This is a genomic window from Tsukamurella soli (assembly GCF_039541155.1).
Classification (GTDB): domain Bacteria; phylum Actinomycetota; class Actinomycetes; order Mycobacteriales; family Mycobacteriaceae; genus Tsukamurella; species Tsukamurella soli.
This window is the reverse complement of the sequence record NZ_BAABFR010000059.1, coordinates 1-17,663: the sequence shown is the minus strand read 5'-3', so window position 1 is coordinate 17,663 and position 17,663 is coordinate 1. Positions and strand designations below refer to the sequence as shown.

Annotated in this window: 18 protein-coding genes; 10 read left to right on the top strand and 8 right to left on the bottom strand. The window is 68.1% G+C overall.

Annotated elements, in window-relative coordinates:
- Positions 1 to 2,109, bottom strand: a complete 2,109-nt coding sequence (locus ABD908_RS17160; RefSeq protein ID WP_344998129.1) for a hydantoinase/oxoprolinase family protein — start codon at positions 2,107 to 2,109, stop codon at positions 1 to 3.
- Between the two features lie 179 nt (positions 2,110 to 2,288).
- Here ABD908_RS17160 and ABD908_RS17155 point away from each other — a divergent pair, with 179 nt between their 5' ends.
- From ABD908_RS17155 to truB, 7 genes are all read left to right on the top strand, one after another.
- Positions 2,289 to 3,044 (top strand): maleate cis-trans isomerase family protein, encoded by a 756-nt coding sequence (locus ABD908_RS17155; protein ID WP_344998127.1) that lies wholly within the window; start codon positions 2,289 to 2,291, stop codon positions 3,042 to 3,044.
- A gap of 71 nt (positions 3,045 to 3,115) precedes the next feature.
- A complete protein-coding gene (locus ABD908_RS17150) occupies positions 3,116 to 3,766 on the top strand; it encodes a VOC family protein (RefSeq protein WP_344998125.1) in 651 nt (216 codons plus the stop codon).
- On the top strand, positions 3,763 to 4,008 hold the full coding sequence (locus tag ABD908_RS17145) for a hypothetical protein (RefSeq protein ID WP_344998123.1): 246 nt from the start codon (positions 3,763 to 3,765) through the stop codon (positions 4,006 to 4,008). Before ABD908_RS17150 ends, ABD908_RS17145 begins: the two co-directional genes overlap by 4 nt.
- A complete protein-coding gene (locus tag ABD908_RS17140) occupies positions 4,005 to 5,249 on the top strand; it encodes an alpha/beta hydrolase (protein WP_344998121.1) in 1,245 nt (414 codons plus the stop codon). The genes ABD908_RS17145 and ABD908_RS17140 overlap by 4 nt, the downstream gene beginning before the upstream one ends.
- A 102-nt stretch (positions 5,250 to 5,351) precedes the next feature.
- Positions 5,352 to 6,278, top strand: coding sequence for a metallophosphoesterase family protein (locus ABD908_RS17135; protein ID WP_344998119.1), 927 nt, complete (start codon positions 5,352 to 5,354; stop codon positions 6,276 to 6,278).
- The gene (locus ABD908_RS17130; RefSeq protein WP_344998151.1) at positions 6,278 to 7,051 is read left to right on the top strand and encodes a 4'-phosphopantetheinyl transferase family protein; all 774 of its coding nucleotides are present in this window, start codon (positions 6,278 to 6,280) and stop codon (positions 7,049 to 7,051) included. Before ABD908_RS17135 ends, ABD908_RS17130 begins: the two co-directional genes overlap by 1 nt.
- Positions 7,052 to 7,088: 37 nt before the next feature.
- Positions 7,089 to 7,982: a tRNA pseudouridine(55) synthase TruB gene (truB, locus tag ABD908_RS17125; RefSeq protein WP_344998117.1), complete on the top strand. Its 894-nt coding sequence runs from the start codon at positions 7,089 to 7,091 to the stop codon at positions 7,980 to 7,982.
- Between the two features lie 47 nt (positions 7,983 to 8,029).
- Here the strand turns inward: truB and ABD908_RS17120 are convergent, their stop codons facing one another.
- Genes ABD908_RS17120 through glnT form a run of 7 tightly spaced genes read right to left on the bottom strand, consistent with a single transcriptional unit; the run spans position 8,030 to position 15,498 of the window.
- Positions 8,030 to 8,695, bottom strand: a complete 666-nt coding sequence (locus ABD908_RS17120) for a helix-turn-helix domain-containing protein (protein WP_344998115.1) — start codon at positions 8,693 to 8,695, stop codon at positions 8,030 to 8,032.
- A 38-nt stretch (positions 8,696 to 8,733) separates the two neighbouring features.
- Positions 8,734 to 9,939: an allantoate amidohydrolase gene (locus tag ABD908_RS17115; protein ID WP_344998113.1), complete on the bottom strand. Its 1,206-nt coding sequence runs from the start codon at positions 9,937 to 9,939 to the stop codon at positions 8,734 to 8,736.
- Positions 9,940 to 9,989: 50 nt separating this feature from the next.
- Entirely contained in the window at positions 9,990 to 11,168 is a 1,179-nt protein-coding gene (locus tag ABD908_RS17110; RefSeq protein WP_344998111.1) for an NAD(P)/FAD-dependent oxidoreductase, read from the bottom strand.
- On the bottom strand, positions 11,168 to 12,499 hold the full coding sequence (locus ABD908_RS17105) for an FMN-binding glutamate synthase family protein (protein ID WP_344998109.1): 1,332 nt from the start codon (positions 12,497 to 12,499) through the stop codon (positions 11,168 to 11,170). Before ABD908_RS17105 ends, ABD908_RS17110 begins: the two co-directional genes overlap by 1 nt.
- 18 nt (positions 12,500 to 12,517) lie before the next feature.
- Positions 12,518 to 13,201 (bottom strand): GltB/FmdC/FwdC-like GXGXG domain-containing protein, encoded by a 684-nt coding sequence (locus ABD908_RS17100; protein ID WP_344998107.1) that lies wholly within the window; start codon positions 13,199 to 13,201, stop codon positions 12,518 to 12,520.
- On the bottom strand, positions 13,198 to 14,109 hold the full coding sequence (locus tag ABD908_RS17095) for a class II glutamine amidotransferase domain-containing protein (protein WP_344998105.1): 912 nt from the start codon (positions 14,107 to 14,109) through the stop codon (positions 13,198 to 13,200). Before ABD908_RS17095 ends, ABD908_RS17100 begins: the two co-directional genes overlap by 4 nt.
- Before the next feature lie 51 nt (positions 14,110 to 14,160).
- Entirely contained in the window at positions 14,161 to 15,498 is a 1,338-nt protein-coding gene (gene glnT, locus ABD908_RS17090) for a type III glutamate--ammonia ligase (protein WP_344998103.1), read from the bottom strand.
- 489 nt (positions 15,499 to 15,987) lie between these two features.
- Here glnT and ABD908_RS17085 point away from each other — a divergent pair, with 489 nt between their 5' ends.
- From ABD908_RS17085 to ABD908_RS17075, 3 genes are read left to right on the top strand one after another with little or no spacing between them, the layout of a single operon-like run.
- Positions 15,988 to 16,503: an NADPH-dependent FMN reductase gene (locus tag ABD908_RS17085; protein WP_344998101.1), complete on the top strand. Its 516-nt coding sequence runs from the start codon at positions 15,988 to 15,990 to the stop codon at positions 16,501 to 16,503.
- Positions 16,500 to 17,039 (top strand): flavin reductase family protein, encoded by a 540-nt coding sequence (locus tag ABD908_RS17080; RefSeq protein WP_344998099.1) that lies wholly within the window; start codon positions 16,500 to 16,502, stop codon positions 17,037 to 17,039. The genes ABD908_RS17085 and ABD908_RS17080 overlap by 4 nt, the downstream gene beginning before the upstream one ends.
- 6 nt (positions 17,040 to 17,045) lie before the next feature.
- Positions 17,046 to 17,501, top strand: a complete 456-nt coding sequence (locus tag ABD908_RS17075; protein ID WP_344998097.1) for a hypothetical protein — start codon at positions 17,046 to 17,048, stop codon at positions 17,499 to 17,501.
- The last annotated feature ends 162 nt before the right edge of the window (positions 17,502 to 17,663 follow it).

The window sequence follows — 17,663 nt, the reverse complement described above, 5'->3', positions numbered from 1 at the left end:
TCAGGCCTGGTCGACCGTGATGTGCAGGTTGCCGAGCCGGTCGACGGTGCCGGTCGTGTCGTGTGGCACCACGACCGTCGTGGTCGGTACCTCGATGACCGCCGGGCCACGCAGGACGTGCCCGGCCCGCAGCTTGGTGTAGTCGTAGATGGCGGTGTCGACATACCCGCGGGACGCGCCGAGACACACCTTGCGGACGCCGGTCAGGGCGGCCGAAGCGTCGGCCGACTCCGCCCGCTCCAACTCGGGCAGGGTGGGCGAGAAGGGCAGTACCCCGGTTCCGCGGACCCGGTAGGTGATCGCCTGGATGCCCGCCTCGCGGAATCCGCTGTCCTTGCCGTACAGCTCGGCGTACTTGGCCTCGAACACGTCCGCGGCCTGCACGAGTTCCTCCGCGCCGAGTCGGCCGTTCGGGATCGGCGTCGCGACCTCCGCGAGCTGCATCGTGTAGCGCATGTCGATCTCGCGCTCGATCTCGACCGAGGCGAACTGCAGGCCCTGTCGGCCCAGCAACTCGCGTACCTGGGCTTCGAGATCCTCGAAGTTCCGTTGGACGCGGGCCGGGTCGAGTGGCATCGCCGCCGGGTCCGACATCTCCTTGGCGAGCACGATGTCGGAGGATGCCAGGCCATATGCGGAGAAGGCCGAGGCGACCCGGCCGAGCGGCACGACGACGTCGGTCGCACCGATCTCCTGCGCGTACAGGCCGCAGTGGGCCGGGCCGGATCCGCCGAACGCGTAGACGATGAAGTCGCGTGGGTCGTGCCCCGCCTCGACCACGGTCTTGCGAAGCAGGTCACCGGTCTGCGCGTTCTGCACCTCGTAGATCGCTGCGGCCGCCTCCTCGACGGTGAGCCCGAGCGGCTCGGCTATCCGGACGCGGATCGCCTCCCGCGCCAGGTCGAGGTCCAGCGCTCGGCGGCCGCCGAGCAGGCCGCGCTCCGGGATGATGCCGAGCACGAGGTTGGCGTCGGTGTTGGTCGGTTCGGTGCCGCCGTTTCCATAGCACGCCGGCCCGGGCACGGCCTGGGCGCTGTGCGGGCCGATCTGGAGATTCCCGCCCGCGTCGATCCAGGCGATCGCGCCGCCGCCGGAGCCGATGGCGTGCACTTCGAGGGTGGGAACATTGATCGGGTGATGGTTGATGATGGTCGTCGACGAGCGCACCGGCTCGCCGTCGACGATGAGGCCCGCCAGGAAGGTGGTTCCGCCGGCGTCCGTCGCGATGATGTTCTTGTGTCCGAGCTGCTCGCCGAGTGAGAGCGCCCCCACCACGCCGCCGGTCAGTACCGAGCCAACGGTGGAGATCGCGTTGCCAGGGGCCTCGGCAGCGGCCACCGCGCCGCCGTTGCTCTGCATCACCAGCAGCGGACCGGCCAACCCCTGCTCGCGCAACCTGGTCTCCAGCTCGCCGAGGTAGTCCCGCAGCCCGGGGCCGATCTGGGTGCTCATGATCGTCGTCGAGTTGCGGGCGAACTCGCGGATGCGGGGTGAGACCTCGCTGGAGATCGCGACGAACAGGTCGGGATCGATCTCGTGCGCGATCTCGCGGATGCGCTGCTCATGGGTGGGATTGCGGAAGGACCACAGCAGCGAGACGGCGAAGGCGGAGATCCCGTCGTCGATCAGGCTACGGACCGCCGACCGGACCTCGTCCTCGTCGAGCGGCACGACGACGCGGCCGTCGCGGTCGATGCGCTCGGTGACCTCCAGCGCGTGGCGCTTGCGGACGAGCCCGTGGGACTTGCTCTGGCCGATCGGGTTCTGCAGTTCCTCCGGTGCCCTGCCGAGGTACCGCCCCTCGACGTTCATGATGTAGATCGAGTCCCGGTGCCCCTTGGTCGTCAGGAACCCGATGTCGGGCACTCGGTTCATCACCAGCGCGTTCAGCGAGGAGGTGGTGCCGTGTGCGATGTGGTGGGTGTTCGCGAGGATCTCGTCGAGCGGTCGACCGAGCTCCTCGGCGAGCACGTCCAGGACGTCCATCACGCCGACGGAGTAGTCGGGCGGTGTCGACGCGGCCTTGCCGGCGAGCACCATGCCCGCGCCGTCGTCCAGGACGGCGTCTGTGAACGTGCCACCGACGTCCACACCGATTACGTATGCCATCTGCTCCTGCTCTCCTTCGGGCGGTGACGCGGTGACCCGAATCACAACATCGTCTGATGCGTCGATTATTCGACGCAGATGCAGACAAAGTCAAGCGATGTCATAGGTTGACTTTCTGACGCCTGCGACGAATAATTGTCGTTAACGCAGATTTATTGTCAGTGCTGAAAGGACCGCCGTTGACCACCCACCGGATCGGGCTCGTCGTCCCCAGTTCGAACGTGACCGTCGAGACCGAGATGCCGGCCATCCTCGGGCGCCACCCCATCTCGCGGTTCTCGTTCCACTCCACCCGGATGCGGATGCACACGGTCTCGCCCGAGCAGCTCGCGGCCATGAATGCGCAGCGTGAGCGGTGCATCGTGGAGATCGCCGACGCCTCGCCGGAGGTGATCCTCTACGCATGCCTGGTGGCCGTCATGGTGGGTGGCCCCGGTGAACACCAGCGAGTCGAGTCGGCCGTCGCCGAGCAGCTGGCCACCGGAGGCTCGCCGGCGCGGATCCGGTCCAGCGCCGGTGCCCTCGTCGAGGCGCTGCACGCCCTCGACGCCAAGCGGATCGCCCTGGTGACCCCCTACGTGAAGCCGCTTGCAGAGCAGGTCGTCGCATACCTGGAAGCCGAGGGCTTCGACGTCGCGGCCTGGCGTGCGCTCGAGGTCGCCGACAACGCCGAGGTCGGATGTATCCCCGGCGACAAGGTGATGCGGGCGGCCCGGTCGCTCGATCTGACGGGCGTCGACGCTCTCGTCATCAGCTGCTGCGTCCAGATGCCGTCGCTCGATCTGGTGGAGCCGGCCGAGCAGGAGTTCGGGATCCCGGTCCTGTCGGCCGCCACCGCCGGGGCGTACAGCATCCTGCGCGGTCTCGGATTGGGCCTGACGATCGACGGTGCGGGCGGCCTGCTCCGCGCGGACGTCGACGTCACCCCGGCCTGACAGGCGTCTTCCCGAATGAACGGCTCGCCGGAACCGACCACACCACTCGAGACGAGATGAGGAGAACAGTCATGTCTGAATCGGAGCACCTGGTCCGCGGTGTCGACCACGTCGCCTACCCGACCTTCGATCCCGCGGGCACCGTCCGCTTCTACCGGGACACCCTCGGTTTCCCGGTGGTGCACTCCATCTGTGCCGCCGGTTGGGGACCCGACCGACACCCCGACTTCATCCACTTCTTCTTCGACATCGGCAACGACGATCGCCTGGCGTTCTTCTACTACTTCGGGCTCGCGCCGTTCGACGGAGGTCCGCAGGGCGACTCCTACTCGCGGTTCGCCGAGGACGTACCGATCTGGTTCATCCGCTCGCGGCACTTGGCCATCCATGTCGACAGCGAGGACCACCTGATGGAGTACCGCCGCCGGTTGGACGCCAGCGAATGGCCGGTCGAGATGCAGATCCAGCACGAGACCATCGAGTCGATCTACACCCACGACCCGAACGGCTACATGATCGAGATCACCCGTGCCATGCGGCCGGTGACGCCGCAGGAGGACTTGGACGCCGACCTGACGATCGACGCGCTGGTCGACGTGGTCGCGGGACCCGCTCCTTCCATGGACGCTCTGCTGGTCCGCAAGGCGGAACTCATCATCGAGCGCGCCGAGGAGTGGCAGCGCACCCGGAGCGAGAACGCGCAGGCGGTGTCGGCCGAATGACCACGGTATTCGTGTTGGACGTGCCCGAGAACCGGCCGGTCGTCGCCGTCGCCGCCGAGGCGGAGACCGTGACGGTCGACCGTGTGGGTCCCTACTTCAAGGTCAGCGCACCCGGCGCCATCGTGATCGACCGCCGCGCGACCGGCTGCCGTCACGCGGTCTGGTACAGCAGCGTCGCCGGCCTGTTGGACGCGAAGATCGCCCAGTGGGACAAGGACGCGATGCGACTGGAGGCGCGATGACCTCGCAGGCTGCGGAGGCCCGCATCGGTGCCGGACGGTACATCGACGCGGCGCAGATTCCTCCTGGGACGGAGACGTCGGTCCACGAGCTCACCACCGCCGACGGCGCGAAGGTCTCAGGCGTCCTGCGCGCCCTGCCGGGCGCCGACACCGTCGTCAGCCTCATGCACCCGCGCCAGGACCTCACTCACCACGTGCTCGTTCCCGAGTTGGTGTCCCGCGGCTTCGCGGTGTGGACCCAGGGCACACGGTCGACCAACAACGACCTCAACCTGATCCACGAGCAGGCCCTGCTCGACGCCGCGGCCGGGCAGGTGTTCCTGCGTGAGCGCGGCTTCGGCGCCCGGGTCACGCTCGGCCATTCCGGCGGTGGCACCCTCTTCGCGTTCTATCACCAGCAGGCGGGCCTGCCCGCCGAGCAACGGCTGACCGCCGCACCCTCGGGCCGGCCGGTGGATCTCGCGAACGCGGATATGCCGGTCCCGGACGGCGCGGTGTTCCTCGCCCCGCATCCCGGCCAGGGCGCGCTCCTCCAGCGACTGATCGACCCGTCCGTCGCGGACGAGGCCGACCCCCTGTCCGTGGTGGACGAGCTCGACCCGTTCTCTCCGGCGAACGGATTCGCCCGGCCGCCCGAGTCGTCCTCCTACTCGCCCGAGTTCGTCGATCGGTACCGCGCGGCGCAGCGCGAGCGGATCCGCCGTATCGATGCCGAGGCCCGTGCGCGCGTGGAGCAGGCGGACCGGGCCCGGGCAAGCTTCAAGGTCTCGGGGGATCCGGCAGACCGCCGCGCCGCGCTGGCTCCGCGCGTGCTCACCGTCTACCGCACCGATGCAGACCTCAGGTACACCGACCTGTCACTGGATCCCAACGACCGCCCCTACGGCTCGCTGTTCGGCCGCCGGCCCGACCTGACCGACTACGGACTGGTCGGCTTCGGCCGTCTTGTCACGCCCGAGGCGTGGATGTCGACGTGGTCGGCGAACACGAGCAATGCCGACTTCCTGCGCTGCGCGCCCGGCGTGCGGGCGCCGTCGCTGTTCGTCGAGCTCACCGGTGATGCCGCGTGCTTCCCGCGCGACGCGAACGCGATGGCGGCCGCCCTCGGCGCCACCGACGTCGAGCACCGCAGGGCACCGGGAACACACTTCGGCGGCCCGCTCCGCCCCGGGGACCCGACGGGCGCGAGTCTGGCCGCCGCCGAGATAGGCGGCTGGCTCACTGAACGGTTCCCCGCATGAGCCCCGCATAAGAGCCCCGCATAAGACCCTCTGCACGGGACTCCCCGCATGAGAACCCGACCGCGTCCTGGGGCGCCGGCACCGCGCCGGTAGCGTGGAGAGGTGGCGAAGCTCCTTGCGATCAGTGACCTGCACGTCGGGCACCGCGGCAACGAGGGCATCGTCGAGCAGATCCGAGGCGAGTCGCCCGACGACTGGCTGATCGTGTGCGGCGACGTATGCGAGCGCTCGGACGTGCTCGACGAGGTCCTGTCGGTACTGGTGCGGCGGTTCGCGAAGGTGATCTGGGTGCCTGGCAACCACGAGCTGTACACCACCGGCAAGGACCCGATGCAGGTGTTCGGCCAGGCACGGTACGACTACCTCGTCGAGGTGTGCCGAGGCCGCGGTGTCCTCACCCCCGAGGACCCGTACCCGGTCTGGGACGCCGACGGCGCGCCCGTCACCGTCGTCCCCATGTTCCTGTTGTACGACTACAGCTTCCGCTCGGACGGGTTGACCAAGCTGGCCGCCCTGGCCGGAGCGCGGGAGCGCAACGTGGTCGCCACCGACGAGTTCCTCCTGTCGGCCGAGCCGTACGCGACGCGCGACGCCTGGTGCCGCGCCCGCCTGGAGTACACCCGGACCCGCCTCGCGGCTGTCGACACCTCCCGCCCGACGGTGCTGATCAACCACTGGCCGCTGCGGCGCGAGCCCTGCGACGTGCTGTTCTATCCCGACTTCGCGCTGTGGTGCGGCACCACCGAGACCGCCGACTGGCACCTGCGGTACAACGCCGAGTGCTGCGTGTACGGGCACCTGCACATCCCGCGCACCACCTGGTACGACGACGTACGGTTCGAAGAGGTCTCGGTCGGCTACCCGCGCGAGTGGCGGCGGCGCGGGCTCCCGGAACCGCTTCTGCGGCAGATCCTTCCGCACCCCGGATATACAGAGGAGTCGCTCGGCGAGTACGGCGTGCACTTCCGCGTCGACCCTGCCGAGGCGGAGGCGGCCCGTCGCCGCGCGATGGGCGAGGAGGCCCGATGATCCTGCAACCGATGATGCCGCGCGGGGTGGTGGCCCGCGAGTCGACCGTCGACGCCGACGGTGCCGTGCTGTTTCCCCGGGAGGCCGCCGAGATCGAGCGGGCGGTGGAGAAGCGCCGCCGCGAGTACACGACGGTGCGACACCTGGCGCGAGAGGCCCTCGCGGAGTTGGGGATCGGTCCCGTCGCGATCCTCAAGGGGGACCGGGGCCAGCCGCTGTGGCCGCGCGGCGTGGTGGGTGCGCTCACGCATTGCGAGGGATTCCGCGGCGCCGTGGTCGGTTTCGCGATGGGCATCCGCACGGTGGGTATCGACGCCGAGCCGCACCTTCCGCTGCCGGACGGCGTGCTCGGCACGGTCTCGGTTCCCGCCGAGCGGGACGCCCTCGCCGCGCGGCCCGAGGACGGCCTGGCGTGGGACCGACTCCTGTTCTGCGCCAAGGAGGCGACGTACAAGGCGTGGTTTCCGATCACCGGGCGCTGGCTGGGGTTCGAGGACGCCGAGATCACGTTCGAGCGGACCGACTGGGCGGGTTCCCGCTCCGCGGGGGAGGCGAGCGGGACGTTCCGCTCGCGCATCCTGATCGACGGCACCGCCAGCGACGGTGGCGCGCCGCTGCTCGGTTTCGACGGGCGGTGGCGGATCGTTCCGGGCGAGCGGAGCGACGGGGGACCGACTCCGGGCGAGCGGAGCGACGGGGGATCGACTCCGGGCGAGCGGAGCGACAGGGGAGCGACTCGCGGCGTCATCGCGACCTCGATCGCGGTGGTGTGAGAAGCGCTGGTGCTGGTGTGAGAGGCGGGGGTATGACATGGGATTCGTAGAACCCGAGGGCGCCGGGCTGGTGATCGTGGACAAGCCGGCGGGGATGACGTCGCACGACGTGGTCGCCCGTTGCCGCCGGGCGATGCGCACGAGGCGGGTCGGCCACGCGGGCACCCTGGACCCGATGGCGACGGGTGTGCTCATCATCGGGGTCGAGCGCGCCACCAAGCTGCTCGGACACCTCGCGCTCACCACCAAGGCATACACCGCCACCGTCCGGCTCGGGGCGGCCACGACCACCGACGATGCCGAGGGGGAGGTCGTCTCGTCGGCGTCCGCGGCGGTGGTCGACGAGGACGCGGTGCTGGCCGGGATCGCGGCCCTGACCGGCGACATCGAGCAGGTGCCCAGCTCGGTGAGCGCCATCAAGGTGGATGGCAAGCGTGCGCACCAGCTCGTCCGCGAGGGCGTGGAGGTGAAGCTCGCGGCCCGGCCCGTGACGGTGTCGTCGTTCGCGGCGCTCGCGTTCCACCGCGCTGGTGCGTTCCTGGATGTCGATGTGGCCGTGGAGTGTTCGAGCGGAACCTATGTGCGGGCACTGGCCCGCGACCTCGGGACGGCGCTCGGCGTCGGCGGGCACCTGACGGCGTTGCGACGGACGCGGGTGGGGCCCTACGACCTGTCACACGCGGTGACGCTGGACGAGCTCGCCGAGTCCCCGCGCCTGTCGTACGACATCGATGAGGCTGTGCTGGCCGGCTTCACGCGTCGCGATGTGACCGCCGAGCAGGCGGTCGACCTGTCGCTGGGCCGCTGGCTCGACCCGATCGGTATACGCGGCGTCTATGCCGCGATCGACCCGGACGGCCGTGCCATCGCGCTGCTCGAGGAGTCCGGCCGCCGGGCGGCGACGGTGTTCGTGGTGCGGCCGGCGGGGTAGCGCCGCGTTTTTCGGGGCGCGTCCGGTGGTGTGTTCCAGTGGTGCGGTCAGATGGAAGCGTCCGGGAAGGCGATCACGGAGACGAATCGGATGGGAAGACGAATCAGGCGCGTCGGCCCATGTGCGCCTTCGCCGTCGAGCTGGAGGGAGTCGCCGGGTTCGAGACGGTACACGGAGCGGCCGTGGCTGTAGTCCATCACTCCGTCGAGCATGTAGATGAACTCGGTACCGGGGTGTTGGAACAGCGGGTAGACCTCGCTGTCCTCGTTGAGGGTGACCAACAGGCACTCCAGCCGCTTGTGTTCGCCTCGCAGGCCGCCCAGCAGGTGGTATTCGTGGCCGACCTGGCTGCCGTTGCGCACGATCGGTGTCCCCTTACCCGCCTTGACGAACGACGCCGGTCGTTCGGTGTCGGCGCCGCGGAAGAGCGATGTCACCGGCACGTCGAGCCCCTTCGCCAGGAGCGCGAGGGTGCTCAGGGAGCATGAGGTCTGGGCGTTCTCGATCTTCGAGAGCATGGCTTTGGAGATGCCGACTCGGGCCGCCATCTCTCCCACCGAGAGCCCGGAGTTGATCCGAAGTTGGCGGACGTTTCCGGCGATCGCCACTTCGAGTTCGAGTACCTCGACCGCGTCGTCGGGCCGGCGGTTGCGGGCGGTACCGGCATTGCGCAGCAGCGGTTCGTCGTTCTCCACGTGGTGACGGTAGCGCATCGACGTCTACTGGCAGTTGACGGCGTGCCGGTTCGCTCTCACCCGGCCGCGAGGAGCGCCTGGAGGCCGGCCGCGAGGGCGATCGCTCCCGCCTCCGCGTCGGCGTTCTCGACGGTCTCCGCGGGGGAGTGCGACACGCCTGTCGGATTGCGCACGAACAGCATCGCGGTGCTGACGTGGTTCTTGAGGATACCCGCATCGTGGCCGGCTCCGGTCGGCAGTACCGGTGCGTCGCCGAGGGCGGCGCTGAGTTCGTCTCTGAGTAGTGGATCGAAATCGACTGTCTTGCTGAAGGATTCTTCAGTCAGGGTCGCGGTGCAGCCTTCGGCCAGCGCGGCGGCGCGCGCCGCCTGGCCGATCTCGTGGACGAGGAGGTGGGTGACGGTGTCATCGTGGTGGCGCACGTCCAACCAGAGGTCGACGCGGGATGCGATGACGTTGGTGCCCCCGGGGATCGGGACGATCCGCCCGACAGTGGCTCGCGCGTCCCGCACTGTTCGAGCGAGCCGCTGAACCTCGACGACGAGCCGTGCGGCTGCGACCATGGGGTCCGCCCGGTCGGTCATGAGGGTGGTTCCGGCGTGATTACCGGTGCCGGTGAAGGAGATCCGCCACCTGCCGTGTCCGAGGATGGAGGACGCGACCGCCACGGGCCGACCGAGGTCGACCAGGCCGCGCCCCTGCTCGACGTGCAACTCGATGAAGGTGCCGATGCGGGCGAGCGCGTCGGGGTCGGGTCCGATATGTGCGGGATCGATCCCGGCGCCTCGACCGGCGTCCGCGAATGTTGTTCCGTCGGCGTCCGTGAGCGTGCGGGCCCGGTCGGGGTCGATGGCACCGGTGAGAAGCCGAGAGCCGAGGCACGCGATCCCGAAGCGAGATCCCTCCTCCTCGGGGAAGACGGCGATCGCGCGCCGCCCTGCCACGCGGCGCTGTGCCAGAAGGTCGAATGCCACCAGCGCCGAGGCGACGCCGAGGGGACCGTCATACGCGCCGCCCCCCGGGACCGAGTCGAGGTGGCTGCCCGTGACCACTGCTCCGCCGCCGACACCGCCGGACCACGCCCAGATGATTCCGTTGCGGTCTGTTTCGACGTCGAGGCCGCGTGCCTGGGCATGAGCGAGAAACCAGGACCGAAGGTCGAGTTCGGGCGTCGAATAAACGGGTCGGGTGTAGCCACCGCGGGCGCTGTCGATGCCGATCGCGGCGATCTCGTCGAGTAGGGAGGTGACGGTGTCGGGCATCGGATTCCTTTGTGGCGACTGGTGTGGGGGAGTGGTGGACGATCTACTCGTCAGCGCATCTGACTCGCGCCGACGTAGGGGTGACGGCTGGTCAGCGGCTCGCCGTCGGCGAACCGCTCCAAGCGGAAGTCGGTCACGGGGATATCCGGGTCGGTGCTGTCACCGTCGAAGACCAGGTCGGCGACCAGGTCCCCCACCGCCGGGCTGATCTTGAATCCGTGCCCGGCAAAGCCTGCGGCGAGGATCAGGCCGGCCACGCCTCCGACGGGGGCGATGACGGGATTCCAGTCGGGCGGGACGTCGTAGACCCCTGCGTAGGTGTGGGTCACCGCGGGTTCCGGGAATCCGGGGAAGCGGTGCATGACCTTCTCTCCGTATGCGAGGACGCTGTCTTCTGCGGCGACGTTCGAGTAGTCGTCGGGGTCGACGAACTTGTTGCGGAAGTCGGCGTGGTCGCTGTTGCCGACGAGGAACTGCCCGGCGCCTTCGACACGGCAGTACTGCAGGCTGACGAGATCGGAGATCACCGGTAGGTCGGGAAGCGGCTGCCCGGCGTCGACGACGAGTAACTCGGACCGGTAGCCCTCGATCGGGAAGCCGATACCGATGTCGGCGAGCAGTTTCGCCGACCACCAGCCGTTGGCGACGACGACCAGGTCGGCGTCGATCGTGTCGCCGTTATCGAGTTCGACACCGACCACGCGATCGCCGCTCGTGAGAATCCGCGCGACGGGGGTGTTCTGCCGGATCGTCGCGCCGGCGGCGCGAGCGACCTGCCCGTAGTGCAGGGCGAGCTGGGTGGCATCCGCGAAGCCCCCTCGCGGTTCATAGGCGGCGAGCGCGATGTCGGAGGTCTCGAGCATCGGCCACAACTCCGCCAGCCGCTCGTTGTCGACCAGGTCCACGTCGACGCCGAGGCCCTGGTGCATGGCGACGTTCGCCCTCAGCGCGTCGACGTTCTCGTCCCCGACGAGCACGGTGTAACCGACCTGCCGGAAACCGACGTCCGCGCCGAGCTGCTCGAACGTGGGGAGGCTACGCCAGGCCATGGCGGCGATCGACGGAACACCGTAATGGGCACGGACGATGCCCGAGGACTTGCCCGTGCCGCCGCTGGCGAGCTGATGCCGTTCGAGGACCAGTACATCGGTCAGGCCGCGCTGGGTGAGTGCCCGGGCGATCGACAGGCCGATGAGCCCGCCACCGACGATCACGGCGTTCGTCGCCATCACACCTCTCCCGTCGCGGCCTGGCCGGGAATCCAGGAGGTCCCGGCCAGCGGCACCCGGGCCATGGCGGCTGCCTCGATGCTCACGGCTACCAGGTCTTCGGGCTCGAGATTCCGCAGGTGTGCCTTTCCGCACGCGCGAGCGATCGTCTGCGCCTCCATCGTGAGCACACGCAGGTAGTTGGCGAGGCGACGGCCGCCCTCGACGGGGTCGAAACGCGCCGCCAGCTCGGGATCCTGGGTGGTGATCCCGGCCGGGTCTCTCCCGTCCTGGAAGTCGTCGTAATACCCTGCGGCCGAATGGAGCTTCTCGTAGTCGGCGGCATATCGAGGATCGTTGTCTCCCAGAGCGATCAGAGCCGCTGTACCGATCGCGACGGCGTCGGCGCCGAGCGCCAGGGCCTTGGCGACATCGGCGCCGGTGCGGATGCCCCCGGAGACGATGAGCTGCACCTTCCGGTGCACGCCCAGCTCCTGCAGCGCCTGGGTCGCCTGCGGGATGGCCGCGAGGGTAGGGATTCCGACGTGCTCGATGAAGACCTCCTGGGTGGCGGCGGTGCCTCCCTGCATGCCGTCGACCACGACGACGTCGGCGCCCGCGTGCACTGCGAGCTTGACGTCGTAATAGGTGCGGGATGCGCCCACCTTGACGTAGATCGGTTTCTCCCAGTCGGTGATCTCACGCAGTTCCGCGATCTTGATGGTGAGATCGTCCGGGCCGGTCCAGTCCGGGTGTCGGCACGCCGACCGCTGGTCGATGCCCACGGGCAGGCTCCGCATCCCGGCCACACGGTCGGTGATCTTCTGCCCCAGCAACATCCCCCCGCCGCCGGGCTTCGCCCCCTGGCCCAGCACGACCTCGATAGCGTCGGCCTTGCGGAGATCATCGGGGTTCATGCCGTAACGGGACGGCAGGTACTGGTAGACGAGATGCTTCGACTGACCGCGTTCCTCCGGTGTCATTCCACCGTCGCCAGTGGTGGTCGACGTGCCGACCTCCGAGGCGCCGCGTCCGAGGGCCTCCTTGGCCCGGCCGGACAGGGCGCCGAAGGACATCCCGGCGATCGTGACAGGGGTGTCCAGGTGCAGTGGGTACTTCGCGTGGCGGTCACCGAGCACGACGTCGGTGCCGCACCGCTCCCGATAACCCTCCAGCGGGTAGCGGGACATGGAGGCACCGAGGAACAGCAGGTCGTCGAGATGCGGTAGGGGGCGCTTCGCGCCCCAGCCCCGGATGTCGTAGATGCCGGTGGCCGCGGCCCGCTGGATCGCAGCGATCGCAGGCCGGTCGAACGTCGCGGACTCGCGCAGGCCCCAGTTCTGGGTGGTCATGGAGGTTTCCTCGGTGGCTCAGTACGCCGACACGTTGTCGGAGTGGAAGTGGTACAGAGTGCGGGCACTGCCGTAGCGGGTGTAGCTGCGCGGGTCGTCGTCGCCGTACCCTGCAGCCTTCAGCAGGCCTCGCAGCTCCTCGACGTGCTCATCACTCATGGCCTTCATGACGCAGTCGGCGCCCAGGGACGAGACGGAGCCGCGCACGTAGATTCGGGTCTCGTAGATCGAATCCCCAAGTCCGTCACCGGCATTGCCGCGGACGACCAGTCGGCCGGCCTGCGCCATGAAGGCACTGCCGTGCCCCACGTTCCCGCCGACCACGATGTCGACGCCCTTCATCGAGATGCCACAGCGCGCGGCGGCGTCCCCCTCGATGACCAGCAGACCGCCGTGGGCGGTCGCGCCGGCGGATTGTGAGGCATTGCCTTTGACCACGACGATGCCGCTCATCATGTTCTCGGCCACACCGGTGCCGGCATTGCCGGCGATGGTGATCTCCGCCTGCTGGTTCATCCCGCCGGCGTAGTAGCCGACGTGGCCCTCGACGGTGATCTGCACCGGGGCGTCGACGCCGACCGCGACGTTGTGTGCGCCCGCCGGTCCGACGATCGTGTACTCGCCGTCGATTCCGCGATCATGCAGGGCCGCGTTGACCTCGCGTAGCGGGGTGGTCGACAGGTCGAAGGTGCGGGAGTTCATGCGAGTACCTTCCCGCGGGTCCAGGCGTAGATGACTTCGGGTTCGGGCTCGAAGATCCGGGCGTCCTCGATACCCGGCAGATGCGCGAGTGCGCGATACTCGCTCGCCATCGCGACCCAGTCGTCGGTCTCGGCGATCACGGCGGGCTTGCAGGCGATGGCGTCGCGCACCACGGCGAACGAGTCACGGTTCGATACCAGCAGGGTGTAGAAGCCGTCGAATGTCTCGGTCAGGTGGTGCAGAGCCGACTCGATGTCGACGCCGGCAGCCAACTCGTGGGCGACGAACCGCGCGCCGACCTCGGTATCGTTCTCGCTGTCGAACTCGACTCCTGCACTACGCAGTTCCCGCCGGATTGTGGCGTGGTTGGAGAAGGACCCGTTGTGCACCAGGCACTGCTGGGGACCGACCGCGTACGGGTGCGCACCGCCGGGGGTGACAGCCGATTCGGTCGCCATTCGTGTGTGCCCGACGCCCTGCCAACCCTGCGCGTCGGCCAGGCCCCAGGACTTCGCGAGGCTGCTGGGGCTGCCGACCCCCTTGAGCACCGCTAGATCCTCTCCGAATCCGCCGACGAGCACGTCCCGGTAGAGCGTGCGAGCGGCGGCGAGCAGCGTCTCTGAGTCGACACCCGCGGTGACGAGGCAGGTGGTACCGCGCAGTACGACGGTCACCGGAGTCCCCAGCTCGGCGCCCAGCGCGGCAGCGACCTCGTCAGCGGTTGCGCCGACGTCTATGAGCGACACGGTGCCATTGCCGGGAGGCGTCCAGGTCGGGTCGCCGTAGACGGCGATCCCCGCCGAGTCGGCGCCCCGATCCTCCATTTCGCACAGCATCCGAGTGAGCAGTTCACCGAGCTGGGCATAGAGCGCTGGGTTGCGTAGGTGCAACCCGACGATTCCGCACATGATTCTCCTAATGATGGTGACCGTATTACCGAGGTCGCGGCAGAACAGGACTCAGAACGCTGTCAGGTAGTGCGTGTGCTCCCACGGGCTGACCGCGGAGTGCCAATCCCAGAATTCGGCCCGCTTCAGATCTGCGAAATAGGCGGCGACGCTGGGAATTCCCGAGTCCGGTTCGATCGCGGCATCGAGAGCGCCGGTGACGACATCGTCCGTCTCGAGCCGTTCGATCGCGTGCAGAAGCGTTGCGGGGAGCCCCTCACGGGTGGGGCCGCTGCCGACGTCGCCGGGGTCGGCGCACCGTTTGATGCCGTCGAGCCCCGCGGCGAGGGCGACCGCGACGGCGAGATAGGGATTGGCGGAGCCGTCGCCACCCCGGAGCTCGATGCGATTGTTGTCGGGGACTCGGATGTAGTGGGTGCGGTCGTTGCCGCCGTAGGTCGGAAAGCGCGGAGCCCAGGACGCGCCCGACGTCGTCGCGACGGCACCTGTGCGCTTGTACGAGTTGACCGTGGGTCCGATCACGGCCTGGATCGCACAAGCGTGCTCGAGGATCCCGGCGATGAAGGAGCATGCGGTTGCGGAGAGGTCGAGTCGGCGATCGTCCTCAGTGGATGGGGCGGGGAACGCGGCGACGCCGCCGCTGGTCAGCGATAGATGTAGGTGCAGGCCCGAGCCGGTCTTGTCGGCGAACGGCTTCGGCATGAAGGTTGCGATCATGTCCCGCTCGGCCGCCATGACGTTGAGCAGGTATCGGAGCGTGACCACCCTGTCGCAGGTAGTGAGTGCTTCGGCGTATTTGAAGTTCTGCTCGAACTGGCCGGAACCGTCTTCGTGATCGTTGGCGTAGTTGCCCCAGCCGAGCTGGTTGATCGCGGTGCTGACGGATGCCAGGTGGTCGTACATCCGTGTGACGCTCCGCGCGTCGTAGCACGGTTGCGGCGCGGTGTCGGCATCGTCCGCGGGGACGAGCGCGCCGTCGGCCGCGTGCTTGACTAGGAAGTACTCGACCTCGGCACCGACCCATGGCTCGAAGCCGGCGTCCCCGGCGCGAGCGATGAGAACCTTGAGAATGTTGCGCGGTGCGAAGGGCCAGGGTTTCCCGTTCACATGGGGGTCGCAGTGGACGAGCGCGAGCCCCTCCTTGACGAAGGGGATGGGCGTGAACGACGCCGGATCGGGGATCGCCACCAGGTCCGGATCCTTGGGCTCCTGCCCCATCGCCCCGACCGCGTATCCGGCGAATCCCACTCCCTCAGCGGCTAATTCGTCTACCGCTTCGACCGGCACAAGCTTAGCGCAGGGCTTCCCGTTGAGGTCTACGAAGAGCGCGAGGATGAACCTGGTGCCGGCCTGCCCAGCGAGGGCAGCGAGTTGCGTGGGTTGGGACATCCGAGCTCCTTGGCTACTGACATGAATCTGCGTTTCACAAAAGTAGACGCCATCGCCGCCGACTTCGCAACTGCTGGAGGGTAACTTCGGCGTTACGGGTGTTCCCGCCACGTATCGCTCACTGCGCCCATGTCGGCGCTGGGCGGGCGCAGCAGCTTCCCGCCGCACCCGGGATGCCGGATCGCGATCGGTGTCCGTGGGGCTCGGTGGGGGCGAGTGCTGCCGGCCTGGCGCCGGGCGAACCGTCCTCAACCACGTGTAATGACAGTGAACACTGTTGATGTTCCGGAAACCGGCGTACACGTGCCTGTAACAACCGAGGCCCACGATATGGGTGCGCTGTAAGCCGGCGCGAGCGCTCGGGACACAACACCTCGAGGCGTCACGGTCGGGTGCCTCACGTCTGCTCTTGGTGGACACCGGAGACCGAACCAGCTGGCCGTCGTCTCCCAGCTCGACCTCATCTGCATATCGCCCTGGAGGAACGTTGTGAACATCAGTGTTGTAGTAGGGAATCCGAAAGCGGGCTCCCGCACCCTGGCGCTGGCGACCGCGGTCGCGACGTCGATCGCGGGACCTGGCGACGCGATCAGCGTGATCGACCTCGCCGAGTACACCGGCGAGATCTTCGTGTGGCCGTCCGAGCGGATGGCGAAGCTGAACCACGACGTCGCCACGAGTGAGCTCGCAATCTTCGGCTCGCCGACCTACAAGGCCGCGTACACCGGCCTGTTGAAGGCATTCTTGGATCGCTACCCCCACCGAGGTCTGCGTGACATCGCTGCGATCCCGCTGATGACCGGCGCGGACACTGCGCACTCGATGGCCCCCGACACCACGCTTCGACCACTGCTGGTCGAACTCGGGGCGTCCGTCCCGACATCGAGTTTCTATTTCGAGACACCGCACTTCGACAGGTCCGACGAGTTCATCGACCACTGGCTCGACGAGAACAGCGTCGCCCTGGACAGCTTGCGTAACAGGTCGGCTGTGAGCGCGCGATGACCCACGTCGACATCGGCACCCCGTTCGGCGACAGTGTCACCGCGATGGCGCCGGCCTCGTCCCACTCGCCCCAGGTCAGAACCGTCTTCAACGGCTTCCCCTCAGCGGTCGCAGCCATATGCGCCGTGGTGGATGGACGGCCTCGTGGACTTGTCGCCACGTCACTGACAGTGGGTGTCTCGTACGAACCGCCGATGGTCATGTTCTCCGTCCGCAACCAATCGGCCACCTGGCCGGTCTTGCGGCGCGCGTCCCGGCTAGGCATCACGATCCTCGGTGAGACGCAGAGCGGCGTGTGTCGACAGATCGCGTCGACGGGCGATACACAGTTCGCCGACGTGGACCTCGTGGTCGCCGAGCACGGTTCGGTCTTCATCGGGAGTGGGGCGCTGACCTGGATGGACTGCGAAGTGGCGGGCGAACTTCCGTCGGGGGACCACACAGTGATCACTCTCGTGATCCACGAAGTCGGTCACGCCACTCGTGAGTCCCCACTCCTCTTCCACAACGGACGATTCCCGCATCTCGAAAGGTAAGTCTCCATGCGATCGAATAAGAACAAGAGTTCCGCGCGATACGGAAAGCTTCTGTTGAGCGCCCTGACGATCGGTACCTTGGCCGTATCAGCGTGCAGCACCGCCGGCGGAACCCAGGCGGGCCCGAGCGGATCGTCTCCAGCTGTCGTCTACGCGAAACAGCAGATCGACCAGGCGAAGGCGATCCCACAATTCACTCTGAACGCACCGCCGTTCGATATGAGTAAGATCCGGGGAAAGACCATCTTCAATATTCCCACCAGCAGCGTGGTCGCGTACGTTGCGGCGGTGGACGCGCAGGCGAAATCGGTAGCCGAGAAATACGGAGCCCGGTGGATCGAGTACAACAATCAGGGATCGCCCACGGAGTACGCGGCAGGGATCGACGAGGCTATCAGCCAGAAGGCCGATCTGATCATCCTGGCACAGACCATCGATGCCAAACTGGCTCTTCACAGATGAGGGTGTAGATGCCGTAGCGGCTGTGGGCGCGTCGGTGCCGGGGTGAGGGTCGAGGTCCTCGCAGGATTGAGGTTCCTACACGCTCTTCCCCGAAGGACCTCGACGTGCCTGACGCTACCTTCGCTCGCCCGGACTTGACCACTTTCTGCCGTCTCGATGAGC

Coding starts and splice junctions, on each gene's coding strand:
- ABD908_RS17160 (WP_344998129.1), bottom strand. CDS start 2,109: ATGGCATACGTAATCGGTGTGGACGTCGGTGGCACGTTCACAGACGCC.
- ABD908_RS17150 (WP_344998125.1), top strand. CDS start 3,116: ATGTCTGAATCGGAGCACCTGGTCCGCGGTGTCGACCACGTCGCCTAC.
- ABD908_RS17145 (WP_344998123.1), top strand. CDS start 3,763: ATGACCACGGTATTCGTGTTGGACGTGCCCGAGAACCGGCCGGTCGTC.
- ABD908_RS17140 (WP_344998121.1), top strand. CDS start 4,005: ATGACCTCGCAGGCTGCGGAGGCCCGCATCGGTGCCGGACGGTACATC.
- truB (WP_344998117.1), top strand. CDS start 7,089: ATGGGATTCGTAGAACCCGAGGGCGCCGGGCTGGTGATCGTGGACAAG.
- ABD908_RS17120 (WP_344998115.1), bottom strand. CDS start 8,695: ATGCGCTACCGTCACCACGTGGAGAACGACGAACCGCTGCTGCGCAAT.
- ABD908_RS17115 (WP_344998113.1), bottom strand. CDS start 9,939: ATGCCCGACACCGTCACCTCCCTACTCGACGAGATCGCCGCGATCGGC.
- ABD908_RS17110 (WP_344998111.1), bottom strand. CDS start 11,168: ATGGCGACGAACGCCGTGATCGTCGGTGGCGGGCTCATCGGCCTGTCG.
- ABD908_RS17105 (WP_344998109.1), bottom strand. CDS start 12,499: ATGACCACCCAGAACTGGGGCCTGCGCGAGTCCGCGACGTTCGACCGG.
- ABD908_RS17100 (WP_344998107.1), bottom strand. CDS start 13,201: ATGAACTCCCGCACCTTCGACCTGTCGACCACCCCGCTACGCGAGGTC.
- ABD908_RS17095 (WP_344998105.1), bottom strand. CDS start 14,109: ATGTGCGGAATCGTCGGGTTGCACCTACGCAACCCAGCGCTCTATGCC.
- glnT (WP_344998103.1), bottom strand. CDS start 15,498: ATGTCCCAACCCACGCAACTCGCTGCCCTCGCTGGGCAGGCCGGCACC.
- ABD908_RS17080 (WP_344998099.1), top strand. CDS start 16,500: ATGACCCACGTCGACATCGGCACCCCGTTCGGCGACAGTGTCACCGCG.
- ABD908_RS17075 (WP_344998097.1), top strand. CDS start 17,046: ATGCGATCGAATAAGAACAAGAGTTCCGCGCGATACGGAAAGCTTCTG.